Annotated in this window: 18 protein-coding genes and 5 tRNA genes; 10 read left to right on the top strand and 13 right to left on the bottom strand. The window is 34.3% G+C overall.

Annotated elements, in window-relative coordinates:
* Positions 1 to 102 precede the first annotated feature (102 nt).
* From HUE87_RS11850 to HUE87_RS11840, 3 genes are all read left to right on the top strand, one after another.
* Positions 103 to 882 (top strand): thiazole synthase, encoded by a 780-nt coding sequence (locus HUE87_RS11850; RefSeq protein ID WP_194366586.1) that lies wholly within the window; start codon positions 103 to 105, stop codon positions 880 to 882.
* A 67-nt stretch (positions 883 to 949) separates the two neighbouring features.
* Positions 950 to 1,336: a response regulator gene (locus tag HUE87_RS11845; protein ID WP_194366585.1), complete on the top strand. Its 387-nt coding sequence runs from the start codon at positions 950 to 952 to the stop codon at positions 1,334 to 1,336.
* A gap of 12 nt (positions 1,337 to 1,348) precedes the next feature.
* Positions 1,349 to 3,361 carry a PAS domain S-box protein gene (locus HUE87_RS11840; RefSeq protein WP_194366584.1) on the top strand — a complete coding sequence of 671 codons (2,013 nt, stop codon included), beginning with the start codon at positions 1,349 to 1,351 and terminating at the stop codon, positions 3,359 to 3,361.
* A gap of 5 nt (positions 3,362 to 3,366) precedes the next feature.
* Here HUE87_RS11840 and HUE87_RS11835 read toward each other — a convergent pair whose 3' ends face one another.
* Positions 3,367 to 3,699: a hypothetical protein gene (locus HUE87_RS11835; RefSeq protein WP_229855159.1), complete on the bottom strand. Its 333-nt coding sequence runs from the start codon at positions 3,697 to 3,699 to the stop codon at positions 3,367 to 3,369.
* A gap of 126 nt (positions 3,700 to 3,825) precedes the next feature.
* Between HUE87_RS11835 and HUE87_RS11830 the strand changes: the two genes are divergently transcribed.
* On the top strand, positions 3,826 to 4,362 hold the full coding sequence (locus tag HUE87_RS11830) for a YaeQ family protein (protein WP_194366583.1): 537 nt from the start codon (positions 3,826 to 3,828) through the stop codon (positions 4,360 to 4,362).
* A gap of 22 nt (positions 4,363 to 4,384) precedes the next feature.
* On the opposite strand, the gene HUE87_RS11825 is transcribed toward HUE87_RS11830, so the two are convergent.
* A complete protein-coding gene (locus tag HUE87_RS11825; RefSeq protein ID WP_194366582.1) occupies positions 4,385 to 4,774 on the bottom strand; it encodes a NifB/NifX family molybdenum-iron cluster-binding protein in 390 nt (129 codons plus the stop codon).
* Positions 4,775 to 4,903: 129 nt separating this feature from the next.
* Between HUE87_RS11825 and HUE87_RS11820 the strand changes: the two genes are divergently transcribed.
* Positions 4,904 to 4,979, top strand: a tRNA-Arg gene (locus HUE87_RS11820).
* A gap of 32 nt (positions 4,980 to 5,011) precedes the next feature.
* Entirely contained in the window at positions 5,012 to 5,530 is a 519-nt protein-coding gene (locus HUE87_RS11815) for a toxin-antitoxin system YwqK family antitoxin (RefSeq protein WP_194366581.1), read from the top strand.
* A gap of 101 nt (positions 5,531 to 5,631) precedes the next feature.
* On the opposite strand, the gene HUE87_RS11810 is transcribed toward HUE87_RS11815, so the two are convergent.
* A complete protein-coding gene (locus HUE87_RS11810) occupies positions 5,632 to 5,910 on the bottom strand; it encodes a GNAT family N-acetyltransferase (RefSeq protein ID WP_194366580.1) in 279 nt (92 codons plus the stop codon).
* 390 nt (positions 5,911 to 6,300) lie between these two features.
* On the opposite strand from HUE87_RS11810, the gene putP reads away from it, so the two are divergent.
* Positions 6,301 to 7,773 carry a sodium/proline symporter PutP gene (gene putP / locus HUE87_RS11805; protein ID WP_194366579.1) on the top strand — a complete coding sequence of 491 codons (1,473 nt, stop codon included), beginning with the start codon at positions 6,301 to 6,303 and terminating at the stop codon, positions 7,771 to 7,773.
* A gap of 214 nt (positions 7,774 to 7,987) precedes the next feature.
* Complete coding sequence (locus HUE87_RS11800) at positions 7,988 to 8,125, top strand: hypothetical protein (protein WP_194366578.1); 138 nt, start codon at positions 7,988 to 7,990, stop codon at positions 8,123 to 8,125.
* 130 nt (positions 8,126 to 8,255) lie between these two features.
* Here the strand turns inward: HUE87_RS11800 and HUE87_RS11795 are convergent, their stop codons facing one another.
* On the bottom strand, positions 8,256 to 9,071 hold the full coding sequence (locus tag HUE87_RS11795; RefSeq protein ID WP_194366577.1) for a ribonuclease HI: 816 nt from the start codon (positions 9,069 to 9,071) through the stop codon (positions 8,256 to 8,258).
* A gap of 13 nt (positions 9,072 to 9,084) precedes the next feature.
* Positions 9,085 to 9,564 (bottom strand): FKBP-type peptidyl-prolyl cis-trans isomerase, encoded by a 480-nt coding sequence (locus tag HUE87_RS11790; protein ID WP_194366576.1) that lies wholly within the window; start codon positions 9,562 to 9,564, stop codon positions 9,085 to 9,087.
* A 309-nt stretch (positions 9,565 to 9,873) separates the two neighbouring features.
* Here HUE87_RS11790 and HUE87_RS11785 point away from each other — a divergent pair, with 309 nt between their 5' ends.
* Positions 9,874 to 10,563: a metallophosphoesterase gene (locus tag HUE87_RS11785; RefSeq protein ID WP_194366575.1), complete on the top strand. Its 690-nt coding sequence runs from the start codon at positions 9,874 to 9,876 to the stop codon at positions 10,561 to 10,563.
* Between the two features lie 289 nt (positions 10,564 to 10,852).
* Here the strand turns inward: HUE87_RS11785 and HUE87_RS11780 are convergent, their stop codons facing one another.
* From HUE87_RS11780 to HUE87_RS11770, 3 genes are all read right to left on the bottom strand, one after another.
* The gene (locus tag HUE87_RS11780) at positions 10,853 to 11,419 is read right to left on the bottom strand and encodes a recombinase family protein (protein WP_194366574.1); all 567 of its coding nucleotides are present in this window, start codon (positions 11,417 to 11,419) and stop codon (positions 10,853 to 10,855) included.
* Between the two features lie 389 nt (positions 11,420 to 11,808).
* Positions 11,809 to 12,648, bottom strand: a complete 840-nt coding sequence (locus HUE87_RS11775; RefSeq protein WP_194366573.1) for a hypothetical protein — start codon at positions 12,646 to 12,648, stop codon at positions 11,809 to 11,811.
* The gene (locus HUE87_RS11770; protein WP_194366572.1) at positions 12,645 to 13,805 is read right to left on the bottom strand and encodes a hypothetical protein; all 1,161 of its coding nucleotides are present in this window, start codon (positions 13,803 to 13,805) and stop codon (positions 12,645 to 12,647) included. Before HUE87_RS11770 ends, HUE87_RS11775 begins: the two co-directional genes overlap by 4 nt.
* Positions 13,806 to 13,990: 185 nt before the next feature.
* On the opposite strand from HUE87_RS11770, the gene HUE87_RS11765 reads away from it, so the two are divergent.
* Positions 13,991 to 15,147, top strand: a protein-coding gene (locus tag HUE87_RS11765) for an IS3 family transposase (RefSeq protein ID WP_430732976.1) whose coding sequence is annotated in 2 segments (ribosomal slippage) — positions 13,991 to 14,234 and positions 14,234 to 15,147 — 1,158 coding nt in all. Because the reading frame shifts where the segments join, the coding sequence is not laid out codon by codon here.
* A gap of 12 nt (positions 15,148 to 15,159) precedes the next feature.
* Here HUE87_RS11765 and HUE87_RS11760 read toward each other — a convergent pair.
* From HUE87_RS11760 to HUE87_RS11740, 5 genes are all read right to left on the bottom strand, one after another.
* Positions 15,160 to 16,011: a DUF6538 domain-containing protein gene (locus HUE87_RS11760; protein WP_194366570.1), complete on the bottom strand. Its 852-nt coding sequence runs from the start codon at positions 16,009 to 16,011 to the stop codon at positions 15,160 to 15,162.
* A 145-nt stretch (positions 16,012 to 16,156) separates the two neighbouring features.
* Positions 16,157 to 16,245 (bottom strand) — tRNA-Ser (locus tag HUE87_RS11755).
* A gap of 27 nt (positions 16,246 to 16,272) precedes the next feature.
* Positions 16,273 to 16,346: transfer RNA gene (locus tag HUE87_RS11750), tRNA-Cys, on the bottom strand.
* An 18-nt stretch (positions 16,347 to 16,364) separates the two neighbouring features.
* Positions 16,365 to 16,451 (bottom strand) — tRNA-Leu (locus HUE87_RS11745).
* Between the two features lie 32 nt (positions 16,452 to 16,483).
* A tRNA-Gly gene (locus HUE87_RS11740) sits at positions 16,484 to 16,558 on the bottom strand.
* Between the last annotated feature and the right edge of the window lie 33 nt (positions 16,559 to 16,591).

The raw sequence follows: 16,591 nt of genomic DNA, 5'->3' as shown, positions 1-16,591 counted from the left end.
GCAAAATGAGCAAGGCCCATCTTTGCTACGCTAGCCACTAAAGCACTAAAGCTAGGTTCATGCGAACTAGAAAACAATAAAAATAATAAAGGAAAGTAAAATATGGATAACATTTTAAAAATTGGAAAATATGAACTAGGTTCTCGTTTAATAGTAGGAAGTGGAAAATACAAAGATTTTCAAACAACAAAAGAGGCAACACTTGCAAGTGGAAGCGAGCTAATAACAGTTGCGGTTCGTCGTTTAAACATTACCAATCCAGACCAAGAGAATCTTCGTGATACTTTTGCTGGAACTAATGTTAAGTTTTTACCAAACTCTGCCGGATGCGTAACAGCTGAAGAGGCTATAACTACTTTTCGTTTGACTCGTGAAGCTACTGGCATTGACTTAATAAAGCTAGAAGTTATCGGAGATACTCAAAAAACTCTTTATCCTGATGTTATAGAGACCATAAAAGCTTGTGAAATTTTATCTAAAGAGGGTTTTACTATTATGGCCTACACTTCCGATGACCCAATAATGGCAAAACGCCTAGAAGACGCTGGCGCTCATGCGATTATGCCATTAGCTGCTCCTATTGGGAGTGGCTTAGGTATTCAAAACCCTTACAATATAGTTTTTATTCGTGAAGCTGTAAGTGTTCCTGTAATAGTTGATGCTGGGATAGGCTGCGCAAGCGATGCTGCATATGCAATGGAGCTTGGAGCTGCTGGAGTACTTACAAACACTGCAATCGCTCAAGCACAAAACCCAATGTTTATGGCAGAGGCTATGAAGCATGCCGTTATTGCAGGGCGAATGAGTTATCTAAGTGGAAGAATTCCAAAAAGACCTTACGCAACTGCATCTTCCCCGATTGATGGAATGATACAGTTTTAGTTTTAGTTATGGTTACATTCGCTAACATACTGTATAAGCATTAATATTATATAACAGGGGTTGCGATTTGAGAGATAATTTAAAAGAACTTGTAAAAATCACTAAAACTTTAAAACTGCTGTATGTAGAGGATGATGGGCAAGTGAGAGATTCTACGCTCGAAATGTTAAACAACTTCTTTAGTGATATAGTTATAGCAATAGATGGTAAAGAAGGTATTGAAAAGTTTAATGAACATTGCTTTGATCTGATTATTACAGATATGCAGATGCCTAATTTAAATGGCATAGAGATGCTAAAAAAGTTAAACACAAGTGTGCCCGCTTTGGTTCTATCTGCATATGACTTTGAGAGTCAAGTTAGTAAATATGGGGTTCATGATTATATATTAAAGCCATTGGAATCAGAACAATTTATTTTAGCACTCAGTAAAGTAGTAGAAAAAATAAAATAACAAGGCTACACAATGGAGTTGAAACTTAAAAGCATTATAGAAACTCTAAAGAATTCCTCTGGCCAACAGTTTTTTGAGAGAATTGTTCTTAGTATGGCTTCTTCTATGGATGTTGATTATGTTTTCATTGCTCGCCTTGATAGTAAAAAAAACAACTCCACAACGATTGCCCTTACCGCAAAAGGCAAAATTGTCGATAATTTTTCCTATGAATTAAAAAATACTCCATGTGCAGATGTCAGCGAAAACTCTGTTTGCTGTTTTACACAAGATATAACCAAACTTTACCCTAAAGACCAACTTCTAATAGATATGAATATTGAAGCTTATATCGGTACTCCATTGCACGACTCTCAAGGTAATGTAATGGGGATAATAGTAGCTCTATCAGAGAGAAAGATAGAGAATGAAGATTCTATTAAAACACTGTTTGAAGTTTTCTCAGGACGAATCGCTGTTGAGATGGAGAGAGAAATACTTGAGACTAGTAACCGTCAATATAAAGAAAGATTAGAGTTAGCATTGGAAGGGAGTAGTGACGGTTTATGGGACTGGGACTTAACCACAAATGAATTATATCTATCTCCTAGATGGAAAGAGATGCTTGGATATAAAGATGATGAACTTTCTAATGAGTTTTCAACTTGGAAAGAGAACATCCATCCAGAGGACATCGAACAAATTCTATATAAAATTGACTCTTATCTAAGCCATAAAATAACTGTTTTTGAACACACTTTTCGAATGAAACACAAAAATGGCTCATGGGTATGGATATTAGGACGAGGCAAGGCTCAGTTTGATAAAGATGGGAATGCCGTTCGTTTGAGCGGAACACATAATGATATAAGCAAAGAGAAAAACTTAGAACTTAAGCTAAACGAAGTAAACAATTCGCTTGCATGCAAAGTAGATGAGCAGACTAAAGAACTTCAAGAATCAAAACATTTTCTTGAAACAATCTTTAACACAACAAAAGATAGTATAGCTATTTTAGATTTGAACTCTAACTTTTTATTTGTTAATGATGCATATGAAATAATGACCGGCTTCACTAAAGAAGAACTATATACTAAATCATGCATTGGTCTTACTATTCCTGAGATGATAGAAGAGTCAAAGAAAGTTTTAGCAAAAGTAATTGAAGATGGTTATTATGAAGGTTATGAAAAGGGTTGTTTCACAAAGGAGAATGGCGTAATTGATGTGAAAATGAATATTAGCCTTATGCCAGGTGGAGAAAGAATTCTTATCGTTGTTCGGGATATAACAATTGAAAACATACTAAAAATAGAAAGATTGGTGCAGGAGAATAGGTTTATTGAACAGTCTCGTCTTGCTCAGATGGGAGAGATGCTTAGCATGATAGCCCACCAATGGAGACAACCGCTTAGTGCAATTTCTTCAACAGTTGTAAATTTACAAATGAAAATTGAGTTGGAAACATTTAATCTAGAGAGCAAAGAGAGTAGAGATGCTTATTCTAACTATTTCTTTGATAGGCTAGTAAAAATAGAAGACTTTGTTAAAACCCTAACTGAAACTATAGACGATTTTAGAAATTTTTATAAACCAAATAGGGAGCCTATAGAAGTCACCCTTCAAGAGGTAGTAACAAAAGCATTGCAGATTATAAAAGATTCTCTAAAGAGTGACAATGTAGAGTTAATATGCAAGTATAACTCTAATATAAAGATTAAGACATATTCAAATGAAATGATGCAGGTTGTCTTAAATATACTAAAAAATGCACAAGATAACTTTAAAGAAAAACAGATAAAAAACCCACATATTCTAATTACAACAGAAAAAGACAGTATCACTATATGTGACAATGGTGGAGGAATAGACCCTGGAATAAAAGAGAAAATTTTCGATCCATACTTTTCTACAAAAAATGAAAAAAATGGAACAGGTCTCGGACTCTACATGTCAAAAAGAATTGTAGAAGAGCACCATAATGGCTCATTAAACGTTTATAATAAAGGTAATGGTGCTTGCTTTAGTATACTCTTAAAGGTGTAGTATAATCAAATAAAATCAGAACCTTTTTGAGTCAAGACCAATGTGACCCCATCCTCTTTTACCTCGATTAAGCCATCATGTTTTAGTTCATTCATAGCTTTTTCTAATGCATCATTTTGTTTTGAATCCAGTTTAGTTAAAATATCTTTCACAACATCTTGTTTACTCATAATCTGACCAACGTTATTGTTTTTTCTAAACCAGTTTATAAACATCTCTTTAACTTCATTTTTAGGTGCTGCATCAATTGTTTTATTTTTAGGAGAAGATTTTCTTTTATTATTATGAGGGGTAGATTTCATATTGTTGTTATAAGTTTTTTTAGTAGGTGTTTTCATGCTTGGCCTTCACTGCTTTTTCATTAAATTTATGGTGGCATTGTCACATATTTTTACTAAAAAAATAGAATAAAAACTCTATTACTGTATACTCTTAACTATTATAGAATTAATTAAAGGAATTATATGGCTGCAAAAGCAACTATTCATAAGGCTGCACTTAACATTGCTGATATGGACCGCAATTATTACGCAGAGCATAACTTTACCCTCGCTAAACACCCATCAGAAAATGACTTGAGATTAATGGTTAGGTTAAGCGCTTTTGTTCTTAATGCTAATGAGACATTGGTATTTTGTAAAGGGATTTCACAGGATGATGAACCGGACTTGTGGGAGAAGTCTTTAGACGGTGAAATAAAGCTATGGATTGATTTGGGTCAGCCTGATGAAAAACGTATTAAAAAAGCGTGCGGACGCTCTGATAAAGTTATAATATATACATATCAAGATGGTGCTGCATCAGCATGGTGGAAACAGGCAGAAAAATCTCTTAAGCGTTTTAAAAACCTCTCTGTTATTTATCTTAGTATAGATGGTGATATAGAAGAACTAGCTATTAGAGCAATCTCTTTGCAGTGTAATATTAGTGACGGTGAACTTAGTCTGATTGATGAAGAAAATAGTGTAATAATCAGACAAGAGAGATGGAAAGAGGCTTAGTTTCCATCTGCAAATGAGAAAATTATTTTATAAACTTAGACGAAACTTCTTTTAGTATAGAGTCTGCTTGAGATGAATCACCACTATATTTTACGATTTTAACACCATGTGAGTTCATTGTATTTGCAGTGTTTTTACATGCTCTTGCAACAACTATATAGTCGCACTCATTAAGAACTGTTCCCATTCTTTCATGTTGAGCTATATGGGCTGCATCATCACCGTCATGGGCACAGCTGTGCTCCTCATCGTTATGGTCAATGTCAGTTCTAGGGTTGTTTTTTACAACATCCAATTTAAATGATCTAAACATTCCTGTTCCATTCATATTATATATGGCAAACTTTGGAGTATGCCCTGCATTACCGAAAAACTCTAAATTATCATCTTTTACGGGGATAGCTATTTTCATCAAATATTCCTTAGTTGTATTTATGAAATTGTAGCACTTTTAATGTTTAACTAGCTAAGTATTTGGATAAAATGTTATTGACAATTGTAATAATATTTTACTTTTGCATCAATACCAACCTTACATTTTCTCCTTATCGCTTAACTGGATAAAGCAGTCCCCTCCTAAGGGATAGCTCGTGGTTCGAGTCCACGTAGGGAGACCATCGAAACTTATCTAATAAATCAAAGGACTATAATGAAAGAAAAACACAAAATAATTAATTATCCAAGTAAAAATATAGAAACTGAAACATATATAGATGGTGACACGTTTGTTACAAAGCATTATTATAATGCTAAAGATGCTTATGTTAGGGAGCTAATTAATTTTAAAGATGGTATTAAAGAAGTTAAGCACTTCACTATGAAAGGCGTTTTGTCAAAAGTAGAGTATTTTGTAGAAGATAAGAGACATGGAGTAGAAACAAAATATTTCATTCCTAAAGCAAACGAAAGTGTAAAAAGCACTAAAACATATAATAATGGCAAGTTACATGGCGAATGTATAACATATAATGATAATGATGAAATAATCAAACAAGAAGTTTATGCTGATGGAAAACTTATATTAAAATATTTACGAAATGATAGTAATAATAATGATATAACAAATATCCAAATTATTGATAAGGATGATATTAATAATTTACCAAAAACAGAGTATGAAAAACTGCAACATAATATTGAAAATAACCCACACTGGTTTAAAGACTAATATTTTATTACATGTAGCAAGGAACAGTTCATAATTTCAAACACAACTTAAAAAATCTGCTCTTTAGTACAACTTTAAAGAAGTGCTAAAAGAGCCATATTTTAAGCGAAACGATCACTTAACTCAGGATGTTTTTCTTGATACTTTACAACGTAAGTGCACTGTGCAACTGCTTTTTTATTACTCTTTTTAAATTCTTCTAAAACATCTTCTAAAAGATTTTTCGCAAGACCTTTCCCAGCAAGTGCATCAGGTACAATAGTGTGAGTAAGATGCATATGCCCTTCTTGGTCTTCATTATAGGTGATATAAGCTATGTGCCCATCAATATGGTATTCATATTTAGATTCTGCTTCATTGTGAATTAGTGTATGTGACATAATATTTCCCTTGTTGTTTTTTCTTATTTTATCATTTTTTAAGAATAGTACGAAATTTTAATTATGATATTTCGAATTTAAAGTAAAATATTTCAAGCTAAATAATTATTTTTTCTTATAATTTAAAATATAGTCATTAACAATTACTAGAAATGTAGTCAGGTATTTGATTTGTGGAGGTTACTGCGCAGGTTATGAGAACCTTCGAAAAGCTATTCTGATATAATGATGGCATAAATAATAAGACATGGATGATAAGATGCATTAGAATATTTATATTTATGTATGTGCGTATTAACTTATGCATTTTTTATTGAGCAGAGTGTATCAGACAGTTTTTATAGAAATGGCAATCTAGGACTTCTCGGTCTTAAAAAAAGGAAAAAAATAATGGAAACACCAGTAATTATTTCATTTGTAGCATATATGCTAGTAATGATAGGGATAGGTATCTACTTTTATTTTAAAACAGATGATCTTAGCGATTTTGTTTTAGGCGGAAGAAGCTTAGGACCTGGAGTTACAGCACTGAGTGCGGGAGCATCAGACATGAGCGGATGGTTGCTTTTAGGACTTCCTGGCATGATGTATAGCCAAGGGGTTGTTGGGAGTTGGATAGCTGTTGGTCTAATTATTGGAGCATATGTCAACTGGCATTATGTGGCAAAGCCTCTTCGTGTTTATACTCATCATCTTGGAGATGCGATTACCATCCCTGATTATTTCTCAAACCGCTTTAACGACAAAGGAAATTTACTTCGAATTGTGACTGCTGTTGTTATTCTAGTTTTCTATACTCTTTACACATCTTCCGGACTTGTCGGCGGTGCAAAACTTTTTGAAGTCACCTTTCATCTTGACTACGACACGGCACTTTTGATTGGAAGTTTTGTAATCGTATCTTATACTTTCTTAGGTGGGTACAATGCTGTAAGCTGGACAGATTTTATTCAAGGTATATTGATGATGCTTACCTTAGCGGTTGTGCCTATTGTTGTTATTTATGATGTCGGTGGGATAAGTGAGGGACTAAGAATTATAGAGTCTGTTGACCCATCTAATCTGGATATTTTAAACGGAGCATCCATAGTCAGCGTACTCTCTTTGATGGCTTGGGGGCTTGGATATTTTGGACAACCACATATACTGGTTCGCTTCATGTCTATTCGCCACGAAGATGAGATGCATCGTGCAAAAACTATAGGTATGACTTGGATGATAATCTCAATTATTGGTTCATTGGCAGTAGGATTTTTCGGATTAGCATATGTAGTGTCGCATGGGGTAGATCTTAAAGATAGTGAGAAAATATTTATTACACTTTCTCAATTACTTTTTAACCCATGGATTGCAGGATTTTTACTTGCAGCAATTTTGGCGGCAATTATGAGTACAATAGACTCTCAACTGCTCGTTTCTTCTTCAGTTCTTACAAGAGATATTTATCATGTGATACTCAGAAAAGATGCAACGGACAAAGAACTGGTATGGGTAGGGAGATTAACTGTAATAGCTATTGCAGTAATTGCATGGTATATTTCTACAGATGAGAATTCCAGTGTATTAAAACTCGTAGCTTACGCATGGGCAGGGTTTGGTGCTGCATTTGGTCCTCTAGTCATTCTTTCACTTTATAATCATAATATAACTAAAAATGGAGCTATTGCCGGAATGCTTGTTGGCTCTTTAACTGTCATACTTTATAAACAGCTGGAAGGGGGTATCTTTGATCTGTATGAACTCCTTCCTGGTTTTATCGCTGCTTGGCTTGCTGTAGTATTATTTAGTAAAATTGGTGCTAAGAATTCTAAAGATGTTGAAAAAACATTCTATGAGGTTCAAGATAGATTAAAAAAGTTGTAAAACAAGCCACATTCCTATCATCGTTCAGCCCTTAGTCCGAATATGACTCCTCGTCTCTTAGGGAGTTCGGCGGGCATTTTTTTTGTATATATTTCACTTTTGAATAGAAATTGTCTTTAGTGCTTAATCTTTCGATACAATATCCCTTTTAATAATATGAACGTAGTATTAAACTCAAACATATTATATTTTTAAAAAAGTAGGAGTTGAATTGATGATTGATTTTAATAAAAATAATTTAATAGAAGAAGATGATAGTATTGATGATACATATGACTACACTAACGAAGAACCGTTGGATAATGATGATGAGGATCAAGAAGAAGATAATGACGATCGTTACTGCGATTGATTTACTAAATTATAATGTGCCTAGTTTATAGGGGGCATTCCAAGTTGAGTATTTATCACAACTGTCTTGAACCATGACACACTAAATGAGCCGCATACACTTCTGATAACTTTACTTCTGACATATTTTATCAAGCCCTCATCTTTAAAATATCAACAACAATTATTTCTTTGTCATATTTAACAAAAGATTCACTTTTTTCTTGGATTGTATACATTGTCATTCTATCAGCTAACTCATTTCCCTCAAAACCTGCATGCGCTTTTATGTGGGAGAGCGTTATATCTTTTTTAATGGAGTTGTATAGGTGGTATGAGAGTTTGATAATTTCTAAGTTTTTAATCTCTCCACCTTTTTTTGTCCACCCTTTTTTTTCCCAGGATATTGCCCATGTTTTTATGCAGTTTATGGAGTACATTGAGTCGCACTTTATCTCAACCGTGTTTCCATTTTCAGACTCTTTTTTAGCGAGTAGTAGAGACTCATAAAGTGCTCCAAGTTCCGCTGTGTTGTTAGTGCCCATCTCTTCATATAGTCCATACCAAAGTTCGGATAGTTTGTCGTTTCTATAAACGGCTATTCCCGAACCAGCTTTACCTGGGTTAGGAGTACATCCACCATCACAATATATGGTTACATCGCCTCTCTCATGAGTTTGGATTTGAACTTCTTTTTCTACTATTAGCTCTTTATCATTCTCTTTTTTTCGGAACTTTTGCAAAGCTTTGTAGTTAAAAATAATTTTGTCCTGAATCTCTTTGTCCTCAACACCATTTAGCAAAACAAAGAGTTCAGCTCTCGCATCTGAGAGTTGCTTGTTAAGTGATAAGGCCTTCCATTCGGACTTTTCATCTTCTTTGACGTCTAGTAAAACAAGTTGAGACTCGTTAATCTCTTTATCCTCGTCTACACCTAAGTTCAATAATTTTTCTGTAACTATTTGCATTTTTTCCTTGAACTTAGTCATGGTGATGGGCATCGTGTTCAAGAATAGCACGAACTTCATCTTCGTTTAGTTCTTGAATCTCTGTGATAAGCCCTTCGAAAGTTATTGTCTTTCCAGCAAGGGGGTGATTTCCATTGAGTGTAGCAGAATCATTATGGATATTTGTAATTATGTATATAATAGTTTCTTCTGGAAACTCATCGTTATTTCCGTCAAGTTCCATCCCCACAAAAACATCTTCTGGAAGGTCACTGAGTTGCTCTTCAAAGAGAAGTTCTTCTTTATACTCTCCAAAAGCTTTTTCCGGTGAAAGTGTTATTTTAAAAGTATCATAAAGCACTTTACCATCCATAGCATTTTCTAGTTCTGAAAATATATGCCCATATCCTCCATGAAGGTAAATAAGTTCTCTCTCATTTGGATTGAGGTGTACACCATCGGCATCATGTAGACTGTATTCAATATGAACAAGTGTATCTTTAGCTATTTCCATAAAATAATCCTTCTCTTTTGTCGGATTATAGCACAAGATTTTCAAGTAGGCTTTTTATGCTATTGTGGCACAGTTTCTTCCAGTAATGAAAAAAATAACTTGAATTACTAAAAAAGTCTTAGGTTGGGCGCGAATTAGTCTTTAGCTTTTTTCCAATTGACTCTTCATTTGATAGAATTACAAAATCTTATTATGACAAATTTGCGATTAGAATAAGTCAAAAATTGTAATACTCATATAAAAGTAAATTGCAATAAAGTATACTATCAAAATGAAAAATAAATATGATATATCAAGGATAACTCTCTAATGAGAATTGAAGTAGAAAATATTGAAAACACTTATATTATTGGTGATGTCCATGGATGTTTTTACACACTACAAAAGCTTTTAGTAAAACTTCCAGTTGATGCAGATATTATATTTGTAGGTGATTTATGTGACAGAGGATTACATACTAAAGAAGTTATAGAGTTAGTTATGAAAAATAACTATCATTGTATACTTGGAAACCACGATGATTATATGATTACACATATACAAGAGTGTACGGACAACAGAGAATTATGTGTAAGATGGAATATAGAAGATTACATGGGTGGAGAACAGACTTTATTAAGCTATAAAGATAGCTATGAAACTATGCTGAATCATGTAAAGTGGTTAGAATCAATGCCAAGATATATTGAAATTGATAAATACTTTATTACGCATGGATTTAGTTTACCATATTATCAAAGAAGAAATAATAGTAGTGCACATACAGGTCTATTAAAAAATAGAATCTCTGACGAAGATGAGTGGGGACATGACTGGGAAAAAGATTGGAAAAGTTATGATGTAGTAAATATTTTTGGACATACAGACTATAATGAAATTGAAATTGGAGAAAACTACTATGGTATTGATACTGGTTGTGTTTATGGTGGAAAGTTAACTGCTTTACAACTTGGTAGCATGAATATTATTGAGGAGATAGTTGATAGTAGGGATATATAACTTTATGCTAAAAAAGATCGAGTAAAAGAAGCCCGAATAATTTGCGGCAAAAATGAGTCAAAAATTGTAATACTCTGATAAAACTGACCGGTATATTTGAAAAATATTAGTTATAAAAAGTCTCTAGTAAGTATCGTAAAAAAGGGGATTGTATTGAAAAAGTGGTGGACCCTCAGTTGAGATTTTAAAGTGAAACAAACACCTGTAAGTAACATGGTAGCGGGCTTTGTCTTACATGCACTTAAAATGTGTCTCGGTTTGTGTCTCGATTTTTCACTCATAACTTTACTTAGTTTTCTTGGTTTTTGTACTGCTTAATATACCTCAATAATGTACTTCTCCCAATCCCAAACCCGTCAGCTATTTCTTGATTTGTAATACCTCTTGATTGCATATCTATTGCTTGGATAGTTCTCTCTTCGTCGAACTTAGATTTAGCTCCAAATTTAACACCTCGTTTTAGTGCACTAGATATGCCTTCAGCTTGTCTCTCAGCCCTTAGGTCGGTCTCAAATGCCGAAACAATACTAAGTAATCCTATCATTAAACGACCGCTTGAAGAGCTTGTATCTAGCTCCTGTTGCGTAGCTTTAAAGTCAACTTCCTTAGAGTTCAGGGTCTCTATTATTTGGTGTAAGTCTTTGACTGACCTAGAACACCTATCTAGTCTAGTAACAACAAATGTATCTCCACTTCTGACGAAGTCAATTGCCTCTTGTAGTTGTTCTCTATTATCGTATTGTCTACCTGACACCTTCTCTTGAAATATCTTCTCACAACCAATAGCTTGAAGTGACTCTATCTGAGATTGAAGGTTTTGTCCCGAACTCGATACTCTTGCATATCCTACTTTCATGATTACTCCTGTGTTGACTTCAGGCCATCATAAAGGCCTAGACCTTAAGAGACTCTTTCCTGAGACTTGATTTGAGACACCTAGTTATGGGCTGTGAACAGCAGACACTTATATGTCTTAGATAGTGTACTTTCTGAGAATGTAGGTGTGGTGAGGTTGAAGAATTAAATATACTAATGTTGCAATGTATCAACTGTATCAAGTAAAACCAAAAACTTTATATATTTTATCTTAGAATAAATATTTCCTAAACTTTTTAAAATCACTTGATACAGTTGATACATTGATACACTCTTCGAAAACAAAGCTCAGCGGTCACTTTCGTTGGTCATAGTGTATCAAGTAAAAATCATTGCTTGATACACTTGATACAAATGGTGAGGTTTTGCTTATCGGTATCTCTTCACTTTCTTCATGAGGTCGTTGAAATCGGAGTATTCTCCGCCAATGTTATAGCTCATTACTAGGTTGACTGCGTCTTGGTCGGATAATCCCGCTTTCTTGGCTATCCCGAGAATTTGGAAGACAGGTCGATAATGGTTCTGCTCTCCGAATGAGCCAACCAAGTCTTTAACTTTAGGAAATTGTTTGACCTGCTCAATAGTAAATTCCTTTGTCGATATGTGATTGAATAACGGTTGGCTTTTTAATCTTTCACCTAAAGCGCTTATCTTCGCCTCTTTGAGTAATACACTACAATCAAGCATTTCCTTAATACCATTTATTTGATACTTAGCACTACCTGTTGTAATGAACGCTCTTCCTACTTCAAAGCAAGCTTTATCTGACTGAGAATTAAAGTATTTTGAGTCAATTAACTTCAGTAACTCTCTATACTCAATGTTATCCTTTAATGAAATTGGTTCCTCCAATAGAATAAAAACTCTAAATTTGTGGTGCTCTTCTGTATGAGAAGTAGTTGTTAATGTCATTATTTGAAATGGCGTATTACATAGTACTTCGCTGATTGTCAGTCCATTATCAATATCAATGATAAGCATATCAATTTCTTCTAATACAGCATTCTCTATCTTTCGGTGATTATCTTTCCAAACAATATTAGAATAAACATAATAATTTTGAAATGATTTTCCTAACTGCTCCAACTCACTTTCACTATTTTGAGCATAAAATGTATTGTAATCCCTCGCACACGCTTTCATAGCCTGTGTTTTATCTAGTTCTCCACCTTGATATTTAGGGGTAAAGACCTTATAGGAGAATCTCATGAGACTTCTCCTAACTCAAAATCAAACGGGGTGTCTTTTAAGATTTGAACAGGCTTCTCTATCCTCTTCCACTTGTAGCCACTAACAGATTTTCCACCAACTCGTTTTGTATATCGCTCTGAATCAGATATGCCGAGTATCATATTTTGCTCTTTGTGTCTAATGATTTTTATCTCAACTTCACTAAAGTAAGTGTTTAGAAAGGCCTCGATAAATTTACCTTTATGCTTAACATAGACATAGTCTTCATAGATAAAGAATTGCTCACGCAACTCAAAAATATCTTGATACTCTTCCTTGAACTCCTCAATTCGTTCAGCTAAGACTTCTTCAACTGATACAGTTGCAACCTCTTTGGCTTTAATTATCTGATTAAGAACTTCATTAGCTCTGTTTGAGGCTTCAATCTCTCCTAAAGAGATATACATCTCGGCTTTAGTTTTTAAGTAGTTATAAACATATGAGATTATTACCTTAGTATAAAGCAATTGGTTGTTTGCATATAAGTCTCTACCTGTCAGTCTTCCTTCTTCAGTCCAAAAAATAAATCTATTGGCAAATTGGCTCTCTACCATTCCATCATTATTCAATGAGCTAACATTTTCGGCTGAACTGAATATCTTGGCATACAGGGGAACGGTTACTTGTCCTTGAAACTTTGGACTAAAACTTAGTTCATGAGTGATATTCTTGATTTCAGATACGGCTGACTTAAACTCGTCAATAAACAGAAACCAAGAGTGTGTAAACATGTCAGCTGTAAATCCACTTGCTCCACCTGAATAGCTTTTTTTGAGCTCACTTTCAGTAATCGTTGTCGCCAATTTCAATCCGCTAAGTACACCTTGAAATAACCAACTCTTTCCCCAATCCGATTGAGCTCTAAACCACATATATGCTTTTTTTCTGTCCGCTCCAAATCTCGAGGCTAATAAGAAATCCAAGAACATATCTAAATCTTTGAAATGTTCCTTGTAATCAGTAACTATGGAGTCGTCTTCCTTTGCTTCAGGCACAATCGGAAACAGGTCATTAAATGTAATGGTCATTACCTGAGCGTTAAACTCAACACTTGAGTTATCACGAAATGGGTCGGATTGATACTTTATGCCTACATATTGGTTGTTGTCACGAATCTTATTGACAACAAAGTTCACGACGTTTTTAGTGTATCCTTCTATATCGGCATTATGATATTCAGCTATTTTTTCCGTAATAGCACTTTTCTTAAAAGCCTTGCTGATAAACCGTTTGGAATGTCCCCTATAAACTAGACAATATTTAATTCAGTAATTTAGATAAAATAATACGAATGTATTATGAGATTTAATAGGATTAAAAAATGGCAAGAGTAGTTTATAGTGAAGAGTTCAGAATAGAAGCGGTGAAGCAAGTTACAAAAAATGGGTATAGCATTACAGATACTGCTGATAGACTAGGAGTTCATCCTGACTCACTAAGAAACTGGATAAAAAGATTAGAATCTCCCCAAGCAATACAAAAGCATCAAATATTAGATGAATCTCAAATAGAGATAAAGAAACTCCAAAAAGAGCTCAAAAGAGTTACAGAAGAGAGGGACATACTAAAAAAGGCCGCGGTGTACTTTGCAAGCCACACAAACTAAAATATGCTTTTATAAAAGTATATAGTGAAGTTTATTCAGTTCATAGACTTTGCAAAGTTATGCAAGTACACCGTAGCGGATATTATCAGTGGCTAAATCAGCCGATCTCAGATAGAGAACTTGAAAATAAAGAATTGCTAATACAGATTAAAGATGCATTCAAAGCATCAAATGGTGTTTATGGTCACAGGAATATTCATAAAGACCTCAAAGAGTTAGGTATTCATGTAAATAAAAAGCGAGTAGCTAGACTCATGAGTGAAGCTAAACTGTATGGGGTAGGCACTTATAAACGTAAGCCATATAGTAAGGCTGGTCCAGCTCACAAAGCTTATCCAAACCATCTTCATCAGTGTTTCATTTCAGGGAAGCCAAATGACACATGGGTGAGTGATATAACTTACATTAGAACTAAAGAAGGATGGATATTTTTAGCCACTGTTATTGATTTATATAGTAGAAAAATTATTGGCTGGGCAACTGGCCATCGCCAAACTACACCGTTAATTGTTGAAGCATTAAAAATGGCCACAACAAGACTAAGTAAGGATGACAAGGTCATACTTCACTCAGATCAAGGGAGTCAATATGCTTCTTACGACTATAAAAAGTTTGCAACTTCACATAATATTACTCTGAGTATGAGTCGAAGAGGAAACTGTTATGACAATGCAGTTGCCGAGAGCTTTTTTAAGACTCTAAAAAAGGAGCTTGTTAGAAAACAGATATTTTTAACGAGAGAAATTGCAGCTTCTAAAATATTTGAATATATAGAAATGTTCTACAACTCAAAAAGAAGACATAGTTATTTAGATTATATTTCACCGAATGAGTTTGAAAAAAGGTATAATCAAAAGTCTTTAAAAAGTTAGGTTTTTACTAGTTTAGTAATTGTCTAGTTTATAGGGGACATTCCACTCAGAAGGTCTCATACCTGTATAAGCTAACGTATAATAAATATATTTTTTATTATCAAGAGTATCGAATATAGAAAATAATGCCGTAATATCTTTTTCGTCAAATGGTTCTCTATTCAAGATATTTTTGTTTGGCATATTTAGTAACGTGCACGGGTTATAAGAAAGTATATTCGCTCTAACCATAAAGTAAAAGAATTGCTTTAAAATCTTTAAGTATTTTATTTGAGTACTTATACCGATTATATCTTCTTGAGGTATTTTACGTAACTTGATAATCCTTGAGAATGACAATGAATTGTACTTCTTTTTATTTGTGTTCGGAAACGTTGAAATAAACTCTCTAAACTCCTCTACATTTTCTAATGTCACATTATCAACATTTGTATCCATTCCAAAGTAGGGAAGTATCATATTTTTGAGTTTACTAGTAGTAATAATGTATTGCTTTTTAGTTATGTCTTGTTGATAGTACCAAGTGCAAAATCTATCATATGCTTCTTTTAGAGTAGTAATATTTGAAATAGTTGTGGAAGTGGAAGGTGTTACAATGGGTGTATTTAATTGTTGTTCTAGTTCTTCATGTATTAGCTTGTTCACTAACTCTTGGGTTTGTTCTCCCTTTATAATGTATAGCGTATTAAGGATTTGTTGATAGGCATAGTAGATTTTATCGGCTTTTAGTTTTGCTTGCTTTTTGTCTTTGGTTTGTAATGACTTACTAATAAAGCTCTTTTTGAAGTACGGGATTAATCGCTTGTGTACACGAAATCTTAAACGATAATAGTTATCATTTGTAGTGGATAAATTAACACTCATATACGGCATTCCTAGCACGAACTAGGTGTCTTTTGTGTTTCGCTTTGTGTCTCGGTAATTCCTACGGCAAATGCTTGTAAGGTAGCTTAAAATGCTGTTTACAGGGGTTTACGGACGATTTTGTGTGAGGTATTGAGTAAATAGATGGTGGACCCTCAGAGATTCGAACTCTGGGAGGTATAACCCTCGCCGGTTTTCAAGACCGGTGCATTCGACCAACTCTGCCAAAGATCCACGTTTGTATTAGTATGTATTATAAATTGGAGGTGCCACCCAGATTTGAACTGGGGATAGCAGCTTTGCAGGCTGCGGCCTTACCACTTGGCGATGGCACCAGTTTCTGTTTCAATCAATGGTGCCCGGAGCCGGACTTGAACCGGCACAGTATTGCTACCGGGGGATTTTAAGTCCCCTGCGTCTACCAATTTCGCCATCCGGGCATAGTGAATGAAATCACAGTTTATAATTATAATGGAGCGGGAAACGAGGTTCGAACTCGCGACCCCAACCTTGGCAAGGTTGTGCTCTACCACTGAGCTATTCCCGCAATTAAAGAACGCACTTAATTTTTAAGTGAGCG

It is taken from the genome of Candidatus Sulfurimonas marisnigri (assembly GCF_015265475.1).
Taxonomy (GTDB): domain Bacteria; phylum Campylobacterota; class Campylobacteria; order Campylobacterales; family Sulfurimonadaceae; genus Sulfurimonas; species Sulfurimonas marisnigri.
The sequence above is the reverse complement of the archived record's forward strand: the minus strand, read 5'-3'. Positions and strand labels throughout refer to the sequence as shown.

Bases quoted from the DNA above. Each gene is read 5' to 3' on its own strand.
- HUE87_RS11850 (WP_194366586.1), top strand. From the start codon at position 103: ATGGATAACATTTTAAAAATTGGAAAATATGAACTAGGTTCTCGTTTA.
- HUE87_RS11840 (WP_194366584.1), top strand. From the start codon at position 1,349: ATGGAGTTGAAACTTAAAAGCATTATAGAAACTCTAAAGAATTCCTCT.
- HUE87_RS11835 (WP_229855159.1), bottom strand. From the start codon at position 3,699: ATGAAAACACCTACTAAAAAAACTTATAACAACAATATGAAATCTACC.
- HUE87_RS11830 (WP_194366583.1), top strand. From the start codon at position 3,826: ATGGCTGCAAAAGCAACTATTCATAAGGCTGCACTTAACATTGCTGAT.
- HUE87_RS11825 (WP_194366582.1), bottom strand. From the start codon at position 4,774: ATGAAAATAGCTATCCCCGTAAAAGATGATAATTTAGAGTTTTTCGGT.
- HUE87_RS11815 (WP_194366581.1), top strand. From the start codon at position 5,012: ATGAAAGAAAAACACAAAATAATTAATTATCCAAGTAAAAATATAGAA.
- HUE87_RS11810 (WP_194366580.1), bottom strand. From the start codon at position 5,910: ATGTCACATACACTAATTCACAATGAAGCAGAATCTAAATATGAATAC.
- putP (WP_194366579.1), top strand. From the start codon at position 6,301: ATGGAAACACCAGTAATTATTTCATTTGTAGCATATATGCTAGTAATG.
- HUE87_RS11800 (WP_194366578.1), top strand. From the start codon at position 7,988: ATGATTGATTTTAATAAAAATAATTTAATAGAAGAAGATGATAGTATT.
- HUE87_RS11795 (WP_194366577.1), bottom strand. From the start codon at position 9,071: ATGCAAATAGTTACAGAAAAATTATTGAACTTAGGTGTAGACGAGGAT.
- HUE87_RS11790 (WP_194366576.1), bottom strand. From the start codon at position 9,564: ATGGAAATAGCTAAAGATACACTTGTTCATATTGAATACAGTCTACAT.
- HUE87_RS11785 (WP_194366575.1), top strand. From the start codon at position 9,874: ATGAGAATTGAAGTAGAAAATATTGAAAACACTTATATTATTGGTGAT.
- HUE87_RS11780 (WP_194366574.1), bottom strand. From the start codon at position 11,419: ATGAAAGTAGGATATGCAAGAGTATCGAGTTCGGGACAAAACCTTCAA.
- HUE87_RS11775 (WP_194366573.1), bottom strand. From the start codon at position 12,648: ATGAGATTCTCCTATAAGGTCTTTACCCCTAAATATCAAGGTGGAGAA.
- HUE87_RS11760 (WP_194366570.1), bottom strand. From the start codon at position 16,011: ATGAGTGTTAATTTATCCACTACAAATGATAACTATTATCGTTTAAGA.